General features: G+C 38.4%; 14 protein-coding genes and 3 tRNA genes. 5 read left to right on the forward strand and 12 right to left on the reverse strand.

Annotation, left to right across the window (positions count from 1 at the left end):
- The first annotated feature begins 16 nt into the window (after window positions 1-16).
- The 3 genes from E4O07_RS04815 (at window position 17) to E4O07_RS04825 (ending at window position 1291) form a co-directional block, all read left to right on the forward strand.
- Window positions 17-604 carry a chromate transporter gene (locus tag E4O07_RS04815; protein ID WP_253687671.1) on the forward strand — a complete coding sequence of 196 codons (588 nt, stop codon included), beginning with the start codon at window positions 17-19 and terminating at the stop codon, window positions 602-604.
- A complete protein-coding gene (locus tag E4O07_RS04820; protein ID WP_253687672.1) occupies window positions 604-1167 on the forward strand; it encodes a chromate transporter in 564 nt (187 codons plus the stop codon). Before E4O07_RS04815 ends, E4O07_RS04820 begins: the two co-directional genes overlap by 1 nt.
- Before the next feature lie 50 nt (window positions 1168-1217).
- A tRNA-Pro gene (locus E4O07_RS04825) sits at window positions 1218-1291 on the forward strand.
- A 77-nt stretch (window positions 1292-1368) separates the two neighbouring features.
- Here the strand turns inward: E4O07_RS04825 and E4O07_RS04830 are convergent.
- Window positions 1369-2802 carry a hypothetical protein gene (locus tag E4O07_RS04830; protein ID WP_253687673.1) on the reverse strand — a complete coding sequence of 478 codons (1434 nt, stop codon included), beginning with the start codon at window positions 2800-2802 and terminating at the stop codon, window positions 1369-1371.
- A gap of 12 nt (window positions 2803-2814) precedes the next feature.
- On the reverse strand, window positions 2815-4911 hold the full coding sequence (locus tag E4O07_RS04835) for a translocation/assembly module TamB domain-containing protein (RefSeq protein ID WP_253687674.1): 2097 nt from the start codon (window positions 4909-4911) through the stop codon (window positions 2815-2817).
- Between the two features lie 280 nt (window positions 4912-5191).
- Here E4O07_RS04835 and E4O07_RS04840 point away from each other — a divergent pair, with 280 nt between their 5' ends.
- A complete protein-coding gene (locus E4O07_RS04840) occupies window positions 5192-7042 on the forward strand; it encodes an AMP-dependent synthetase/ligase (RefSeq protein ID WP_253688119.1) in 1851 nt (616 codons plus the stop codon).
- Window positions 7043-7165: 123 nt separating this feature from the next.
- On the opposite strand, the gene E4O07_RS04845 is transcribed toward E4O07_RS04840, so the two are convergent.
- From E4O07_RS04845 to E4O07_RS04890, 10 genes are all read right to left on the reverse strand, one after another.
- Window positions 7166-7248: transfer RNA gene (locus E4O07_RS04845), tRNA-Leu, on the reverse strand.
- Window positions 7249-7314: 66 nt separating this feature from the next.
- Window positions 7315-9894 carry a penicillin-binding protein 1A gene (locus tag E4O07_RS04850; protein WP_253687675.1) on the reverse strand — a complete coding sequence of 860 codons (2580 nt, stop codon included), beginning with the start codon at window positions 9892-9894 and terminating at the stop codon, window positions 7315-7317.
- 203 nt (window positions 9895-10097) lie between these two features.
- On the reverse strand, window positions 10098-11162 hold the full coding sequence (locus E4O07_RS04855; protein ID WP_253687676.1) for a lipid II:glycine glycyltransferase FemX: 1065 nt from the start codon (window positions 11160-11162) through the stop codon (window positions 10098-10100).
- 10 nt (window positions 11163-11172) lie between these two features.
- Window positions 11173-12084, reverse strand: coding sequence for a LysM peptidoglycan-binding domain-containing M23 family metallopeptidase (locus E4O07_RS04860; RefSeq protein ID WP_253687677.1), 912 nt, complete (start codon window positions 12082-12084; stop codon window positions 11173-11175).
- Complete coding sequence (locus tag E4O07_RS04865) at window positions 12071-12487, reverse strand: hypothetical protein (RefSeq protein WP_253687678.1); 417 nt, start codon at window positions 12485-12487, stop codon at window positions 12071-12073. Before E4O07_RS04865 ends, E4O07_RS04860 begins: the two co-directional genes overlap by 14 nt.
- A gap of 54 nt (window positions 12488-12541) precedes the next feature.
- The gene (locus tag E4O07_RS04870) at window positions 12542-12712 is read right to left on the reverse strand and encodes a DUF362 domain-containing protein (protein WP_002670897.1); all 171 of its coding nucleotides are present in this window, start codon (window positions 12710-12712) and stop codon (window positions 12542-12544) included.
- Window positions 12713-13096: 384 nt separating this feature from the next.
- Window positions 13097-13169: transfer RNA gene (locus E4O07_RS04875), tRNA-Phe, on the reverse strand.
- A gap of 91 nt (window positions 13170-13260) precedes the next feature.
- Complete coding sequence (locus E4O07_RS04880) at window positions 13261-14031, reverse strand: exodeoxyribonuclease III (RefSeq protein ID WP_253687679.1); 771 nt, start codon at window positions 14029-14031, stop codon at window positions 13261-13263.
- 23 nt (window positions 14032-14054) lie between these two features.
- A complete protein-coding gene (gene map / locus E4O07_RS04885) occupies window positions 14055-14801 on the reverse strand; it encodes a type I methionyl aminopeptidase (RefSeq protein WP_253687680.1) in 747 nt (248 codons plus the stop codon).
- Window positions 14788-15624, reverse strand: a complete 837-nt coding sequence (locus E4O07_RS04890) for a DnaJ domain-containing protein (RefSeq protein ID WP_253687681.1) — start codon at window positions 15622-15624, stop codon at window positions 14788-14790. Before E4O07_RS04890 ends, map begins: the two co-directional genes overlap by 14 nt.
- A gap of 123 nt (window positions 15625-15747) precedes the next feature.
- On the opposite strand from E4O07_RS04890, the gene E4O07_RS04895 reads away from it, so the two are divergent.
- A complete protein-coding gene (locus E4O07_RS04895; RefSeq protein WP_253687682.1) occupies window positions 15748-17610 on the forward strand; it encodes a glycoside hydrolase family 2 protein in 1863 nt (620 codons plus the stop codon).
- The last annotated feature ends 70 nt before the right edge of the window (window positions 17611-17680 follow it).

Consider the following 17680-nt stretch of genomic DNA (forward strand, 5'->3'; position numbering starts at 1 on the left):
ATAAGAAGATTTAAAAATGAAAAAATCGGAGCGTTTTAAAAATTATCTTTCTCTTTTTGCCGGTTTTTTTAAGATAGGTCTTGTAACCTTCGGCGGCGGCCTTGCTATGCTTCCCATATTAAAAAGAGACTTGGTTGATTCCAAGGGCTGGGTAACCGAGGCTGAAATCTTGGATTATTTTGCAATAGGGCAGAGTACTCCGGGAATTATAGCAGTAAATGTTGCAACCTTTGTCGGATATAAAAGGGGAGGACTGATAGGTTCCGTTTTTTCTACATCCGGAGTCGTTTTTCCTTCCCTTATAATAATTACGCTCATAGCTGCCTTTGTGTCAAATTTTAACGAATTAGTCTGGGTTCAAAAAGCCTTAAGAGGAATAAATGTTGCCGTTGCAGTTTTATTGGTCAAGGCGGTTTTTTCTTTTGGAAAAAAAACGGTTTTGGATTTATGCACGTTTTTAATTGCAGCTCTTTCGTTTGTGTTTATGTTTGTTTTTAAGGTGCAGGGCATCTGGATAGTAATAGGTTCGGCTCTTTCAGGCTGGCTTTTTCAAACGTTCAAATCAAGGCGGCTTTTAAAAGAGAATAGGGGAGAAGAATCCTGATGAGCTTGATTGGTTTGTTTTTTTTGTTTATGTACATCGGGCTTTGCACCATAGGAGGCGGTCTTGTGGCTATTACTTTGATGCAGCAAGAGTTGATTACCAGAGGGCTTATAAGTTCCGAAGATTTTTTTGCAATGGTTGCCATTTCAGAATCAACTCCCGGTCCGATGGGGATCAATATGGCAACCTATATAGGCTATGAACTTTACGGAGTTTTGGGAAGTATAGTTTTGACTACCGGAATTGTTCTTCCTTCACTGATAGTTATAGTTTTGATAGCCCGCTTTGCCTCAGCTTTCCAAGAAAAGCCTTTGGTAAAAAAAAGTTTTTACGGCTTAAGAGCCGGAGCTGTCGGTATGATTGCTGTCGCTTGTTGCCAGGTAATAAATATTTCGATTTTAAATTTACCTGTCTTTAGGGCAAGCGGTAAAATAACAGACATTGTGCATATAAAACAATTTGCTTTTTTTGGGCTCCTATTTTTTGTAAGTATTTTCTTTAAAAAGCTTCATCCAATAGTTTTGGTTGCCGCCGGAGCCCTGTTCGGCATTCTGTTTTTATAAGCAAAACCTATTGACATTTTTTGTATTTTACTATATTATATCCAACGTTACGGGCAATAGCGCAGTTGGTTAGCGTACAAGTCTGGGGGACTTGGGGTCCCCGGTTCAAATCCGGGTTGCCCGATAAAGAACTTCGTTTTTTAAAACGAAGTTCTTTTTTTTTTGCAAAAAAAAGGCAGTCTTTTAGACTGCCTTTATCTTTTAATAGCCGAATACCATTTTTATTGTTGCTTCGGCTCCTGTTCCTTTAAAACTTCCTGTAAATGAAGGAGATGCTGCCGAAACAGCCGTTTCAAGCCTAAATATTCTTGTTTCCAAAAAAAGGCCTCCCGTATTTTTCCATACCCTGTCTTCATAACTCATTCCTATGTAGGCGCCCAATACTTTTAAAAAACGGCTTTCCAATTTTAAGCCGGCATCTACATAAAATGGCTTATAGCAATGGCAGCCTAGGCTTGGTGTAATAATCAAATAATCGTTTAAAAAAGGCCTTATATCCGAACTTACTGCGAGTTTTAAGGGACGGAATATTTTTTTTTGCGGTAAGTTATATGCTAAATTTGTCTCATTAAAAGATCCGCTGGGCGGTTTTATTTGGGCTGCTTGATCAGGTGTTATAAAGTTATTCATATATTGAATTAAAGATTCTATTCTAAAATCACCTTCATATATTTTTGAAATACCCTTATTTAATCGTGCCGGAAAAATAGGAATATTTATGACATTAAAATTCAGGTTGGCTAGTTCATTAAAAGTATAGGTACCGTAAAAATTAAAATCAACGCCTCCCCTTGATAAAATATCTCCTAGATCGAATTTGCTGTTTGGGTTTCCGAATATGGGAATATGAGAGTACATATTTAGTTTTAACTTACCTCTTGCAGCTATACTGCCTGTTATAGGATCATTGATAAACTCATAATCGCCCATATCAGATTCCATATAAAATGCGGGTATAAAATAAGAAGTGCTTACTCTAAATTTAAATGAATTAAATTTCATTCCGTAAAAAATACCGGTATCTGCAAAGGCTTGCCATGAGCCCATGATTTTTCCGTTAAAGCTGTTTGAAGAAAGATTTCCCTTTGCTGCAAAATCGATTATATTTTTGGGAATATTTGAAAATCCGTAAGCATCTGCTTTTATAAAAAAACCAAATTCGGCCTTTGATTTTATATAAATATCCAAGTATATATTTGCGGCTGTAGCTGCTGATACTCCGAATCCGGTCTTAGGTAATTTATTCGACATATCAACTAAATCTACTTCAAGACTGTCTTTAAACAAATCCATAATTTTAAAATATGAATTGGAGGCTCCAACTTTAATTTCGACACCGAAGGCAAATGCTTGTCTGCCGTTTTTTAAAAAAGGCTCCTTAGGAGGCTTTTCGATTTCCGCTTCTTCATCTTCGTTTTCACTTGTAACAGCGGTTTCGGGTATTTCGGGCTCAGTTTTTTCGGTTTCATCTTGGGATAGTTCCTCATCTTCAGCCTGAGCCTCAAAATAATCTACTCCATTCCTGTTTCTAATTTCATTGAGCATATTTTCAGTTCGCTCGTTGATGACATCTTCAGAATAAGCATTAAAAAAAATAAGTGAGATAATACTGAATATAAAAATGTATTTTTTCATCTGCCTTACCTCCTAAAATTCATAAGTTACATCCATATTTGTTATAGTGTAAGCTGAAAAGTTTAATGTGCCGTTTTTGATATTTATTTCGCTGTCCTTAGGAAGCTTTACTTCAATAACAATGGGAAATTGGTTTCTTTTTTTTATATCTTGTATTTCTTTCTTTGATAAATTGATATGTATAGATCCCTTGTCTTTTAACTTTAATTTTTTTTCAAATTGGAATATACCGCCTTCTTTCCATTCGGGATTATAAATTCTTGCATCAAAAATCATCCCTGTATTATTTGTGTATTCAACAATAAGATTTAGTTCTTTTATTGTATCAGTAATTTTATCGAACTGACCCGGTATATTTTCACCGGCCTTTCTTGATAATATATCTTTGATAGATAATACCTTTTCAATTATGTCATTTTTTATGCTTACAGTTAAAGGTACGTCAAAAAGAGCATGGGCTTTAATTACAGCCTTGTTATTATTTTTTTTGATGTTTTCTAGTGCATTATTTGTAACTGTTATTTGGTTTAGGTTCATATCAATCTTAAATTCAATTTGTTTCGGTTTTGATTCAAAAATATCTTCCAGTTTTATCTCATTTTCATTGATGCTGGCTTGAGGAATTTCACCCTGATTAAAATTAGGATCGGATACAAATGGTGTGCTTTTATGATCCTCATTAATAATATTTTGTGTTTTGGTGCTGTATAACAGGTCTATTTTTGTAGTTAGTATAGGAGCTTCACTACCCGCTAAATCGGAAACAAGATAGATATAAGCATTAATAGGTTTAGGATTCATCTTGCTTAAAATTTCATTGTTTTTAAATATGTCTGTATTGACAGGATATTGGTTATTTATTTTAAAATTTTCTCCTGAGGGCGTAACTACAGCTTTTTCAAAATCGAATTTAATATTTGCCTCACCTCCGAATGAGTATTCATTTTCCGGAGCAATATTTTGAAGTGTTAAGGTTTTGTTAGCCTGATCATATCCTTTAATTTTAAGCGTAGCCTTAATATCCAAGGAGCCGGTAGGAGTCAGTGTTCTTGATTCTTCGAATATAGTTTTTTTCTGACCTTCATTACTATCCGGATTTGCCTTAAATTGCACAAGTCCACTGTGAATATTAAGAGCATCGGAATCCAATTTTATTTCTATATCGGTATCTTTAGGTAATTTATTTTTTATATTAGCCTTTATCGAGATAGGATTTAAAGTTATTTCCTTAACGTAAGTGCTTACATCGGCATCTAGGGTTATATCTTTAGTAATAACTGTTGTAATGTCTTGATTTTTAATTTTGATCTCTTCAAATGTTTCTATTTTAGCTTCGATTTTTAGTTTTAAATTGTTTCCTCCTGCATAGCCGGCAGGAATTGTGCCGCTTATATTTATTTGGCCGGAAACTTCAATTTTTTCGCCGTTGGTTATTTTTTTACCGCTTAAATCAAGTTTGCCGGTCAGCTTGTCCTTGTTTTTGATAGGGGTTAACGGGCCCCCGTTATGATTTATCTTGATATTTTCATAGTTTATTGTAAGTGCTTTTTTTAAAGTGTCGTCAAGACCTTCTACAGTTATTTCTATATTCCCGTTTTGAATTACGGCATAGTCTAAATTCTCGACATCTATATCTACTTTAAATGGCGTTATAGAAAATGCGCTGTTTTCTATGTTTATATTTCCGGTACTTGGGTTATTAATATTTAAATTGAATGATTTACTATTTCCGCTAACTTTGATATCGGGAATAGTTACCGATTTGTTCGGAATATCTATTTTGTGAGACTCGGACAGCTTATCTATTTTTGTAATATAGTTTCTCATATCTATTTCTTTTTCAGGCATAGCATAGTGAACTAGATAGTGAAGAATATTGTCATGGTTATTTTTTGGTGTATATTTATAAACATGTAAATTATCCTTGTCTTTTAAGGTCTTGTTTATATTATCATAAACAATATTTCCTACATTTACTTCCTTGCTTCCAAGATTAACCTTTATTTGAGGATTCGCCTTTATCTTGACTTTTTTAATAAAACCTTGTTTACATGATGCTAAAATTACTACTAGTGCAATACAGCAAAGAAAAATTTTTTTGTGGTTCATAATCTTCTCTCCTTAAGTTAAGCATATATTATGATGGTCTAAGAGGTAAGATAAAAGCAATTTACCCTAAACCCGATAATAATATCAATTTTCTCTATATAAATCAAGCACTTATGACAATATCTTTATTTATTATTAATATAAATTATTGACATTTTTTATTTAGATATTGATATATTCTTACATTTATGATAGCATTTACTATATGAAAACTCTAGACAAATCATTACCGTTATTATTAAAACGGATTTCGGAAAAATATCCCAATATAAGGGCTCAGATGTTTAAGGGTGAAGATAAGGAATTTAAAAGCCTTTCTTACAAAGAGCTTTACGAAACTGGGCTTGATTTTGCGGCAGGCTTGCTTTCTATAGGGGCAAGACCCAAGGATCATATCGGTCTTATAGCCGATAACCGTAAAGAATGGCTTCATTCAAGTTTCGGTATTATGAATATCGGGGCAGCTGATGTTCCGCGGGGCTGCGATGCTACCGAGCAGGAAATTACCCACATTCTTTCGTTTTCGGAATGTAAATTTGCAGTTTTAGAAAATGAAGCTCAAATCCGAAAAGTCCTTACCCATCTGGCAGAAATCCCCCTTTTGGAGTCGATTATCAGCATTGATAATGCCGATTTTAAAAAACTTGAAGAAGAATTCAAGCTTAAAGAAAGAAAGATTGAATTTCATACCTATGCCGATATTATTAATCTGGGGAAGACTGCAAGAATTGAAGGTAAATTTAAGCCTGAAGAATATGCCGAAAATGTCGATACCGATGATTTGGCTTCGATAATCTTTACATCAGGCACTACGGGCAATCCTAAGGGGGTTATGATGACCCATAGGAACTTTATGACACAGCTTGTTGAGCTTCCCGATAGGATTATCCTTAAACCCGGACAAAAGGCTATATGTGTTCTTCCTGTCTGGCACTCATTTGAAAGAGCCTGCGAGTACGTTATAATAATTTCAGGCGGTACTATTGCTTATTCAAAGCCTATAGGAAGCGTTCTTTTAGCAGATATGGTAAAGATAAATCCGACTCTTTTCCCCTCTGTTCCTCGAATTTGGGAAGCAGTTTACGACGGTATTTTTAAGGTGATGAAAAAAAGAGGAAGACCGCTTTACTATCTTTTCTTATTCTTTGTTGATGTAGGAATAAAGACGATGCGCTTAAAGCGCAGAGTTACCGGGCAGTGCCCGCATTTCCAAAGAAGAAGCAAGTTTATATATCCCGTATTGGCTGTGCTTCCTCTTTTATGTATAGCCCCTCTTTATTATATAGGAGATCTTATTATTTACCGCACGATCCGAAAAAAATTCGGTAAATGCTTTAGGGCCGGCGTTTCAGGCGGAGGAGCCTTGCCGCCCAATGTTGACGAATTTTTTTGGGCAGTCCGCATAAATGTCATGGAAGGCTACGGTATTACCGAGACGGCGCCCGTTATTTCGGTCCGTCCCATGCCGAGACCCGTGTTCGGCACTCTGGGTAAGCCTCTTGCATGCTTTGAGACGAAAATTATCGACAAAAACGGAAAAGAGCTTCCTCATAACCGAAAGGGTCTGCTCCTTGTAAAAGGAGATGCCGTAACAAAGGGCTATTATAAGGACCCTGAACGAACTGCAGAAGTTATCGATAAGGACGGATGGTTTGATACCGGAGACCTTGCAATGAAGACAATTGACGGAGAGCTGATTCTTAAAGGGCGCCGAAAAAATACGATAGTTTTACGAGGCGGCGAAAACATAGAGCCTGTTCCGATTGAGGTAAAACTGCAAGAATCTCCCTTAATTTCGATTGCTGTTGTTTTAGGACAGGATCAAAGGTCTTTGGGTGCCTTGATAGTTGTTCATAAAGAAAACCTTCAATCATGGGCCGCAAATAACGGTTTACGAAACGTTCCCGTATCAGAGCTTGTACATGACTCTAATGTACAAAAAATGTATGAGGCTGAGGTTGCAGAGCTGGTCAATTCTAAAACGGGCTTTAAGCTGTTTGAAAGGATAAACAAGATTGTGCTTCTTCCGGAAGAGTTCCAAGCAGGAAGGGAGTTGTCTGCAAAGGGCGAGATGATGCGCCATAAGATAAATCAGCTTTACCGCAAAGAAATATACGAGCTCTTTAAATAAGATTTTAAAACAAAGTGTATAAAGCTTAGCATAAAGCCCTTATAAGATTATTTCTTATAAGGGCTTTTTTGTGTTAAAAAAAATTATGCAAAAAAAAAGAACTCAAAACTTTGAGTTCTTTTTTGCGGCGAACTGGACTTGAACCAGCACACCCGTTAAGGCATCAGCACCTCAAGCTGACGTGTCTACCATTCCACCACCGCCGCAACTGAAATGGATTTTATCAGATAATCAAAAAAAAGTCAATAGCAAGATAAAAACTTCTCAATAATTTATATCCATGGATTTTCCGATTCTCCGCCTTCTTCAGTGTTTTGTTCGTTAGATTCCGATTGCGTTGATGCTTCATCGGTATTTTCAGTTTCGCTTACGTTTTCACCGTCTGCCGGAGGATCCATAAAAACTGAAGGATCTATTTCAATAGGTGCCGTGTCTATTTTGATTTCTTCTTCACCTTGAGCCATGCCTGAGTCCTTTATTCTGTCTATACCTATGTCCCTTAATTTTATACCTGCTGTATGTTCAGTACATACCTCGGTCGGTTCGGTTCCGTATAAAAAGGGAAGGGTAATGGTTTCATCTGTGCAGTTCTCCGAAGGAATCATTCCCGATTTTTTACATACATCAACCATAATTACGCCTTTTTCCGGTCTTACAAAGTCTTTAAAAGGCTTATTTTTATGAACCTCACGCATAAAGTTTGCCGCTACATAACCAGAAAGAGCGGCTCCGGTATTATCGGTTCCTAAAGAGTATCCTCCCCTGTCAAAACCGTACCATGCAATCGCAGAATAATATGGAGAATATATCGCAGCCCATGAGTCCGACCAGTTCTGTGTTGTTCCGGTCTTTGCGGCCATCGGCATCCTAAAGACCTTTCCTGTTTTTTCATCTTTATAATCGAATTTATTACCGCCTGAAGAAGCACTGAACAAGGTTCCCAAAGTAATTGTCTTTTTTAAAATTTCGGTCATTATAAAGGCATTGCTTGGACTTATAACCTGCATAGCCGTTCCCCGCTTTCGCTGCTCAATGCGAAGATCAAGTTCAGGATCCATGATTGTAACTCCGTCCCTATTTTCTATCGCTCTTACGGCTATCGGATCTACGGCACGCCCCTGATTTCCAAAGATTGCAAAGGCTCTTAAAAGCTGGACAGGTGTTACGGCACTTATTCCGAGGGCTAAAGGATAAACCTTTTCAAAGGTTTTATCGATTTCGACAGGATCTGTGATGCCCATAAGGCTTGAAATGCGGTCTATGGCCCTATCAAAGCCTACTAATTCGAGAGTTTTTATAGCCGGAATATTTAATGAAAGGGGGAGCGCCTTATATACCAAAACAGTTCCATTCCATTTTCCGCCGTAGTTGTTCGGAATATACTGTACTCCGTCGACTGACTCAAAAACCTGAGGTGTATCATCCAGCCTTGTAGAAGCTGTAATTACCTTTTCGTCTACGGCTGCAGAGTATATCAGAGGCTTTATAGTACTTCCTACCTGCAGTTTTGATTGGGTTGCCCTTATAAGCTGGTTGGTTTCACTATATTGACTTCCTCCTATCAAGGCCGTTATATATCCGGTTTCATTTTCGATAGAAATAAAGGTACCTTCTACCACCCTTTCCATTAAGACTTCCTGCATCTTAGCAGTAGATTGTTTTGTAAGAGTTTTTAAATTGTCTATACCGCACATTAGGGCAAGCACATCTATCGTATTATTTAATTCGTTACGGTAATAGGAGTGAGTTTTTACCTTGAGCTGTTTTTCTCCGACATTTAGGGATTCTATTCCGAAGCATAGGCTTAATAGGGCCGTAAGGTTACTGTATTGCTCCGCCTGACTGAATGATGTGGATGTTGAGGCCGAAACCCTGTCATTAGCTATTGCAATGTATTTTTGAAACTCCCTATCGGCTATTTCTTGATGCCTTAAATCGCAGGTTGTATGTACGGTATACCCGTCCTTATAAAGGTTCATAGTTCCGTACATCATATTATCCGCTACTTCACGCCTTACATATTCCGAAAACCATCTGGCTTTGTCCTCACGGGTAAGCCATGCCGACAGGGCAATTCGGGTATAGTCAAAGTTAGCCCAGTAGTCTTCAAAAGATTCAGCAGCCTCTTCCTTCGATATAAAGCCTAAGCCTATCATACCTTCAAGGACATTTTCCTGTCTTTCCTTCGCCCTGTTCGGGTAATTAAAGGGATTATATCTTGTCGGGTTTGAAAGTTGAATGATTAAGATGGCAGCTTCTGCCGGCGTAAGTTCAGCAGCAGAGTGTCCGAAGTAAAAACGGGAGGCTGCGCTTACCCCGTTTGTTCCGCCTCCAAAATAGGCTTCATTTAGGTAGAGCATCATTATCTCGTCTTTTGAGTGCCGCCTTTCCATCTGGATAGCCCACCAAAGTTCTTTTACCTTTCTTTTTACGCTTTTATCGGTTCTGTCGCAATATAGGAGACCTGCAATTTGCTGAGTAATTGTACTTCCGCCTCCTAAGGACCTTCCTGTAAGCTGCCCTATGACAGCCCTGATGATTGATTTGATTCTAAAACCCTTGTGTTCATAGAAGAGGCGGTCCTCACGGGCTAAAAGAGCCGCAATCAGGTTAGGCGAAATATCTCCGTAGTTGATAAGCTCCCGTTTTTCGTCCAAAGAAAATTCGGTGATTAGATCCCCTCTGATATCCAATATTCTTGACGGCAGGGCCGGATTGAAGTCGACAAATAATTCACTCTGTTTTATATTTTTTGTCATTGCCAGTATTGTTCCGAGGGCAAAGGCTCCTCCTGCCAGGATCAAAAAAATTAAAATAAGATATAGATATACTATCTTGCTCAGCTTATTCATAGTGTTATATAAGAACACAATTTTAAGTTTTTTACAAGTAGGTAGGTTTTGACAGTTTTAAAAGCAGATAATTTTTTTGTTAAGGTAAAAAAAAAGAGCCGGTTAAAAAACCGGCCCGCCCATCAGGCTATCGGCAGACGGTGGGTGGGAGGGGAACCGCCCGCCGATATTTATTTATCGGCTAAGTATCAAAAAACTTAAAGCTATCTTTTCTTATTTTTTAAAATAATCCATCTGATTTTATCTGCAATATTAAACAACTTGTACATAAGAGGTTTATAAACAAAGTCGAAGGTTCCTATATATTCTACCAATTGCGGATTATATCCTGCCTTAAATTTATGAAAGCCGTACCATGAATTTTCGGTATCCGGATTAGGCCCTAAGCAGCCCCAAAGATCAAAAATAGAACAATTTAAATTTTTTCCGTATTTAATTGCTTCCCACATTATGAGGTTATTGGGCATCAATTCCCTATGATTATTGCTTGAGGCTCCGTACGGATAGTAAAGTTTTCCGTTAAATTTAAAAAGGATCCATGCAGTTAAGACTTCTTCATTATAGACGGCTTCAAATATTCTAAGGGTATCCTTTGGGAAAGCTTTGAACATCCGCCTAAAATATTCCCCGTTATGATTAAAAAAGCCTTGTCTTTTTGTGGTTTCTTCCATCAGCTTTATATAATCTTCCATGCCTTCTTCGGTGCTCTCATCGATTATGGTAACCCCTTTTTTTTCGGCAAGACGGATATTATACCTTGTTTTGGAATGAAAAGAGGCTAAAAGCTCTTCTTCCGTTTTTTCGATATTTAAAAGAAAATTATATCTTTCAAAAAAAGGCTTTCCGTTTTTTGCTCCGTTTTTAAATAAGAATTCTTTCTTTTCTTCGATAAGAGTTTCTAAAGGATCTGCCTCATTAGAAGCTTCTTTTAAAGATCTGTCTTTTTGTACGGGCTTAAAGAGATCCGGCTCTATTTTTATAAAGACAGCTCTATGTTTTTTTGCCGCTTCTTTTAAGGCTTCGATGTGTTCTTGTTCCGGCATTAGGGTTTTTGAGGCTATGCCGACCGTATAATTAGTTTTGGGTATTTTAGAAAAAATAATCTGAATTCCGCTTTTTAATTTTCCGTCTTCAAAAAAACCTATTCTTTCAGGAATGGCTCCCATACTTTTTTTAAAGTCACCCCAAATCCATGATTGAATTGGATGAGATACAAGTTTGTCAAATTCTTCTTTATAATCATCAGTTAACAATTTAGTTTTTTTCATGTATAACCTCTTATTTTTTGTCGTTTACAAAATTGGCAGGATTTTTGGGTATACCTTGCTCATGTATTTCAAAATGAAGATGAGGTCCTGTTGACATTCCGGTAGAACCCACAGCGCCGATAATTGTACCCGATTTTACTGTTTCATTCAAGCTCGCATAGACCTTGCTTAAATGACCGTATAGGCTCGCTCTTCCGTCTGTGTGGGCTAAAATGATGTAGTTTCCATAAACGGCGCTGTAAGATATTTCCTTTATCCTGCCTGCAGCACAGGCCATAACCGGGCTTCCTGTGGGAGCTGCAAGGTCTATTCCGGGATGGTAATTTGTTTTGCCTGTAAAGGGATCCTGCCTTTTACCGAAGCCTGAAGTCATAACTGCCTCTTTAAGAGGAAAACGGTAGAAGGGCATAAAGAAAAAGGCCCTTACGGTTCCGTCAAAAATTTCTCCCGGGAAGCAAAATATCTCCCGTTTTTCTTCAGGGCCGTATATTTTTATTTTTAGAGGTTCGGCCTTATACTTTTTAAAAAGAGCTTGAATAAGTTTTTCGATACTCGAAAGGGCTTTTTCGGGAAGATAAACAGCAGGTAATGTCGGAAGAATGAGAATCCGCCCTGCAATATCCGTTTGAACGGACTCAATTCTATTTAATGTTACAATTGCATCATAGGGAATAGAGCACCGGGCTGCAATTTTTATTATGGTGTCTTCACTGTTGGCCTTGTATGTATAAAATCTGATAGGAAGTTCATTTCCTGTTTTTGCTGCGGCTAAGGCCTTACGGGCCTCTGCCACATCATCGCTGTATTGAACAAAGATATAGTCATCAATATTTAATTTTTCTATCTGAGGATAGGGTATTTGGGCCTTTAATACCGAGGCCGAGAAAAAAAATAATAGAAATAGAAATTTAAAAGCCTTCATTACCGTTATTTTTTGACTGGTCTATTCCGAAGGCTAAAAACCCGTAGATAACAAAAATTAAAACAAGTACAATTAGAGCCGGTATCTTATTAAAGTTCAAAACTAAGTTGACACATAAGATAAGACCGCCTATTACGGTTATTTTTTTTAAGATTGAAATGATGAGTCCGCGAGGGCTTTTTTTATATGCTTTGATTGCCATCTTTACCAAAAGGTAAAGAATTGCGCATACAAAGATACTTATGGAAATTATTGTGTATAAGCTTACATTTACCGTAGCTAAGAGCCACAAGGGGTAGGCTACCGCAATACCTGCAAGTACGCACACTCCGGCAATGGCCGAAAAGGTCAACAGGCCGAAAAAAACGGATCCGTATCCCTTAATAATTTTTCCAAAACTCATACAACCCTCCGGACTCGTGATTAAGGTTTAACCCGCCTAAAAATTTTAGCCGGATTATTCCTCTGAGATTGCTTCAACAGGACAAACACCTGCGCAAGCACCACAGCTGATGCATGTATCTGCATCAATCACATGTTTGCCGCCGGCTTCGCTGATAGCGTTTACGGGGCATTCACTTTCGCACGCGGCACAGTTCGTGCATTCGTTAGAAATTTTATAAGCCATTTGCATACTCCTTATTGTAAATTTCCGTGATCCTATTATAACATTTACATATAAAAAAGACAAGGTATCCGATTTTAAAAAAAAAGAGATTGGCACCTTTGCCAATCTCTAAATTAAACGTCCTTGAAATAAGATTCAAAACGTATCATTATCGGTTATAAAAAACGGCATCCGGATGTCAAAATAATGCCGTCTGTAACCCCGACCGTTAATTACATTATCGGGTGTATATAAAAAAAACTTAAATTTTTTACTTAAAATATGCAAAAAAAGACAAAATTTATGATAATTTTTAATCAACATACCCCGACGCATAGCATCGGGGTATTAAACCCTCCGTACGAATAAAAAAAGGGATATAAGAAAATCTTATATCCCTTTAAGTGCCGTCGGACAGAATCGAACTGTCGACACAAGGATTTTCAGTCCTTTGCTCTACCGACTGAGCTACAACGGCGTAACACAGGCGATATTATCAGTTTTTCCAAATTATGTCAATAGTTTTTTCAAATCTTTTTCCAATAAATTGCCTTGTTTAAATAGATTAGTTAATATATCAATTTGACGGGGCAGTGATCCGAGCCCATTACTCCGTCCAAAATAATAGAATCCTTTATCTTAGGCAAAAAAGAATCGTTTACACAATGGTAATCTATACGCCAGCCTATATTTTTCTCTCTGGCTCTAAAGCGGTAGCTCCACCATGTATATTTTGCAGGTTCTTGGCAAAAATGTCTAAAGGTGTCCGAATAACCTGATGAGGTAAACTCATCCATCCAGGCCCTTTCTTCGGGAAGGTAGCCCGGATTTTTTTCGTTGCTCTTGGGGTTTGCAAGGTCTATCGGCTTATGGGCTATGTTGTAGTCGCCGCAAAGGATTACGTTGTTTCCTTTTTTTTGAATTGAATCGCAGAATTCGAGGATGGCTGCACAAAAGTCAAGCTTATAGCCTAGGCGGGCTCCTCCGTCCTGCGAGTTGGGAAAATAAGCCGAAATAATAGAAATCTTGTCAAAGTCGGCTACCAAGACCCTTCCTTCATCATCAAATTCCTTTAAACCCATGGTTCTTACCTGCAAGGGTTCTTTTTTTGTAAAAATGGCAGTTCCCGAATAGCCTGCCTTCTTTGCAGAAGCCCAATAGGCAAAATATTTTCCGTTCGGGAGATCCGGTTCCGTAAGCTCCTTGCTGAGTTGAGGCTTTGCTGCCTTTGTTTCCTGTACGCAAAGTACATCCGGGTTTTCGGTATTTAGCCAATCCAAAAAGCCTTTTTTTTCTACAGCCCTAATGCCGTTTACATTCCATGAAATAATCGAATTCATTATAACCCCTATAAAAATGTTTTTTATAACTGAGACAAAATTTCCGTGTGGTCTTCAAAGATTGCAACGGTATGTTCCATGTGGCATGAAACTGACCTATCGGCCGTTACTACAGTCCATCCGTCTTTTTTTACTTCGACATCGGCTGTTCCCATGTTAATCATGGGCTCTATTGCGACCACCATTCCGGCTCTAAGGCGGGGATTCGGCCTCATTCTTTCAATCACGTTCGGAATACTCGGATCTTCGTGTACGCCGAGGCCTACTCCGTGTCCGCAATAGTCATAAACCACCCCGTAATTATGGGCTCTTGCCAGATTAAAGACAGCCTTCGAAATATCTGAAACTCTTTTACCTGCCTTGCATGCTTCGATTCCTGCGTAAAGGCACTGAGTAGTAACTTCCAAAAGTTTGAGGTTTTCCTTTGAAACATTTCCGACAGGATAGGTTACGCAGGCATCGCTTATGTAGCCTCCAAGGTCGATTCCTATATCCATCGAAACAAGGTCGCCGTCTTTTACTATTCTTTTTCCCGGAAGACCGTGAATTACCTCTTCATTTATCGAAATACAGGCTGCTCCCGGAAAACCTTCAGAATACCAGGCAGGAACACCGCCGATTTTTTTTATATAGTTGACACAAAAATCATCAAGCTCTTTTGTACTCATACCGGGTTTTATTACCGGTTTTAATTCTTCGAAAAGTTTGGCAAGGGCCTTACAGGACTTTCTGATGCCGTTAATTTGTTCTTCCGTTTTAATTATAATCATAGCGATTCTCCAATTGATTTTGAATAATTTTAACGCCCCTTAATTTGGGGCTGAGCAGCATTGCCTCATTTAAACATTGAGAGGCTCTGTATGTGTCTCCAAACCTATAATATATTTCGGACATACGCTTAAGGATGTTAGCTTTATCTATCTTTTTAAAGCCTAGTTCCAGAGCAGCTTCATAACAGTCTAAGGCAAGCTCGTCTTCGGTATACCTATGCAGTTTATCGCTTATTATGGATTTTATCAAGCCGGTAACCTCAGGAAAAAAATGTTTAAAATAAGGCTTTTCTTTTTCCATATAAAAGATTTCTTCCAAAAGCAAAAAAGATTCGTAGTATTCTCCGCGGAAATAAAGTTCTTCTGCAAGGACAAAGCCGCAGTCCATAAAATCTTCTTTATTAAAATACTTTGAAAGATAAAAGCCTCCTGCCTCGCTTCTTCTTTTATTGTATTCTTCTACGGCAGACTGTTCCAATCCGTGGAAAAGATCAAAAAAGATGAGTTTAGCCCGGCTTTCGTAATCCGTTTTTTTTAAAAGCCAAAGCCTGTAGTCAAAGCTTTCCGCCGCATTTTTCTTTGAAAAAAAATTGAAATAATCAAATGGGTTTTCATCAGCAGTTTTTTCTTTTAAAAGACTTTGATAGGCATTTAAAAGAAGCCTCATAGCCGATTCGGATTTTTCCTTTTCTTCTTTAGTTTTATTTTGAGTTAAGTCCGGATGGTGAAGCTTAGCTTTTTTTCTAAAAGCCGTCTTTATTTCGGCTGCCGAGGCTTTCGGTGAAACTCCTAAAATGGCATAATTATCGTTTTTTTTCATCATAGAACCCGTGATGATAGCATTTATTTAGGCCGATGTCTAGTAGAAATTGAAAACTAACAATAAAGAAATTTGTCCGGTCTATAGCTTGACAATACATCTCCCTTATTTTAGAGTATAAATTCTATGAGAAAAAATAAACCAGTAAAACAGCTTTTAACTCCCTGGGGCGAAAACTTAAACCCTGACTGCCCCCTAAACGAATATCCGCGCCCTCAGCTTGTAAGGGAAAACTGGCAGTGCTTAAACGGCCCCTGGGACTATGCAATCACTGAAAGCTCCGTAATAACGGAAACTTATGCACTATCGGAAAACGAAAATATTCCCGAAACATGGGACGGAACAATAATCGTTCCCTTTTCGCCTGAAAGCCTTTTGTCGGGTGTCAAAAAACAGCTTCTTCCCGGACAAACGCTGTGGTACCGCAGAGTCTTTGCCTTTGAAAAATGTAAGGAGGGCGAAAGGCTTTTATTGCATTTCGGGGCGGTCGATCAGCATTGTTCCGTATACATAAACGGCAAAAAGGCAGGCTCCCATTCGGGCGGTTACTGGCCCTTTTATTTCGATATAAGCGACTTTTTAAAAGACGGTAAAAGCGAAATTATAGTTTCCGTTACGGATGATACGGATTCAGGGGATGAAGCCTACGGGAAGCAAACCTTAAACCGCGGAGAGATTTGGTACACGGGACAAAGCGGTATTTGGCAGACGGTATGGTGCGAAAGAGTTCCCGCCTCCTACATCGAGGATATAAAAATCACCCCGCGCTTTAAAGAAGCCGAGGTTGAGCTTGAGCTTTTTATTGGCGGAGGCGGGGCCGTCCCTCTTGGCTCCAATTCTTCTCTTACAGACAATGCTTCTTTGACCTGCAATGCTTTGGTTACAATCTTTGACGGGAAAAAAACGATTGTAACAGGAAACTTTCAAAATAACCGCGCACTTTTAAAGATGCCTGAAGACTTTAAAAGCTGGAGCCCCGAAAGTCCTTTTTTATATGACATTGAAATCAAAGCGGGAAAAGACTGTATCCGCTCTTATTTCGGTATGAGGGAATTCGGGATTCTATATAGTAAAGCGGGGCCTGTTTTAAGTTTAAACGGAAAGCCGATTTTTCATCACGGCCTTTTGGATCAAGGCTATTGGAGCGACGGTATGTACACCGCACCTTCCGATGAGGCAATAATATGGGAAATTAAAACGCTTAAAAACATGGGCTTTAATATGCTAAGGAAACACATAAAAATAGAACCTCTTCGCTGGTATTATCACTGCGATAAAATCGGTATGCTTGTATGGCAGGACTTTGTAAGCGGAGGAGGCCCTTATAAAGACCTCTTCGTAAAATACGCTCCCTGGCTCGGCTTTAAGTTTAAGGACGGAAAAAGCCGTTATGCTCTTCACGGAAGAAAAAGCGAAACGGGCCGTAAAATTTTTATGCGCGATGCGGAACGTACCATCGATTTATTGTACAGTGTAACTTCTCTTGCAGTTTGGGTTCCCTTTAACGAGGGCTGGGGGCAGTTTGATGCCGCATCTACAGCTTCCTTTGTACGCAAAAAGGATGCAAGGCGTTTAATTGACCATGCAAGCGGTTACTTTGATCAGGGCGCGGGCGATTTTCACAGCTACCATATTTATTACAAGGCTTTTAGGCCTAAAAAAGACAAGCGGGGCAGGGTACTCGCCCTTACTGAATTCGGAGGTTTCAGTTTGCCTTTTCAAGGGCGCATGAGCTCCGATATTTTATTCGGCTATAAAATGTTCAAAACAAAAAAAGAATTGAATGAGGCCGTATGGAGGCTTTATTCAAAGGATGTTTTCCCTGCTGTAGAAAAGGGCTTGAGCGCTTCAATCTATACTCAGGTAAGCGATGTAGAAGATGAAATAAACGGCATATTCACCTATGACCGCAGGGAAACGAAATTTAATGAAGATTTGGGATTAAAAATTGCAAAAACATTAAACGAAATTTTTAAAAAAAATTATTAAATTTCCAACTATTGAATTTATTTACGGTCTTTTGTATAATTTTAGCGGCTAAAATAGCTTTTTTCTATAA

It is taken from the genome of Treponema sp. OMZ 798, assembly GCF_024181385.1.
GTDB lineage: Bacteria > Spirochaetota > Spirochaetia > Treponematales > Treponemataceae > Treponema_B.

Coding starts and splice junctions, on each gene's coding strand:
- E4O07_RS04815 (WP_253687671.1), top strand. CDS start 17: ATGAAAAAATCGGAGCGTTTTAAAAATTATCTTTCTCTTTTTGCCGGT.
- E4O07_RS04820 (WP_253687672.1), top strand. CDS start 604: ATGAGCTTGATTGGTTTGTTTTTTTTGTTTATGTACATCGGGCTTTGC.
- E4O07_RS04830 (WP_253687673.1), bottom strand. CDS start 2,802: ATGAAAAAATACATTTTTATATTCAGTATTATCTCACTTATTTTTTTT.
- E4O07_RS04835 (WP_253687674.1), bottom strand. CDS start 4,911: ATGAACCACAAAAAAATTTTTCTTTGCTGTATTGCACTAGTAGTAATT.
- E4O07_RS04840 (WP_253688119.1), top strand. CDS start 5,192: ATGTTTAAGGGTGAAGATAAGGAATTTAAAAGCCTTTCTTACAAAGAG.
- E4O07_RS04850 (WP_253687675.1), bottom strand. CDS start 9,894: ATGAATAAGCTGAGCAAGATAGTATATCTATATCTTATTTTAATTTTT.
- E4O07_RS04855 (WP_253687676.1), bottom strand. CDS start 11,162: ATGAAAAAAACTAAATTGTTAACTGATGATTATAAAGAAGAATTTGAC.
- E4O07_RS04860 (WP_253687677.1), bottom strand. CDS start 12,084: ATGAAGGCTTTTAAATTTCTATTTCTATTATTTTTTTTCTCGGCCTCG.
- E4O07_RS04865 (WP_253687678.1), bottom strand. CDS start 12,487: ATGAGTTTTGGAAAAATTATTAAGGGATACGGATCCGTTTTTTTCGGC.
- E4O07_RS04870 (WP_002670897.1), bottom strand. CDS start 12,712: ATGGCTTATAAAATTTCTAACGAATGCACGAACTGTGCCGCGTGCGAA.
- E4O07_RS04880 (WP_253687679.1), bottom strand. CDS start 14,031: ATGAATTCGATTATTTCATGGAATGTAAACGGCATTAGGGCTGTAGAA.
- map (WP_253687680.1), bottom strand. CDS start 14,801: ATGATTATAATTAAAACGGAAGAACAAATTAACGGCATCAGAAAGTCC.
- E4O07_RS04890 (WP_253687681.1), bottom strand. CDS start 15,624: ATGATGAAAAAAAACGATAATTATGCCATTTTAGGAGTTTCACCGAAA.
- E4O07_RS04895 (WP_253687682.1), top strand. CDS start 15,748: ATGAGAAAAAATAAACCAGTAAAACAGCTTTTAACTCCCTGGGGCGAA.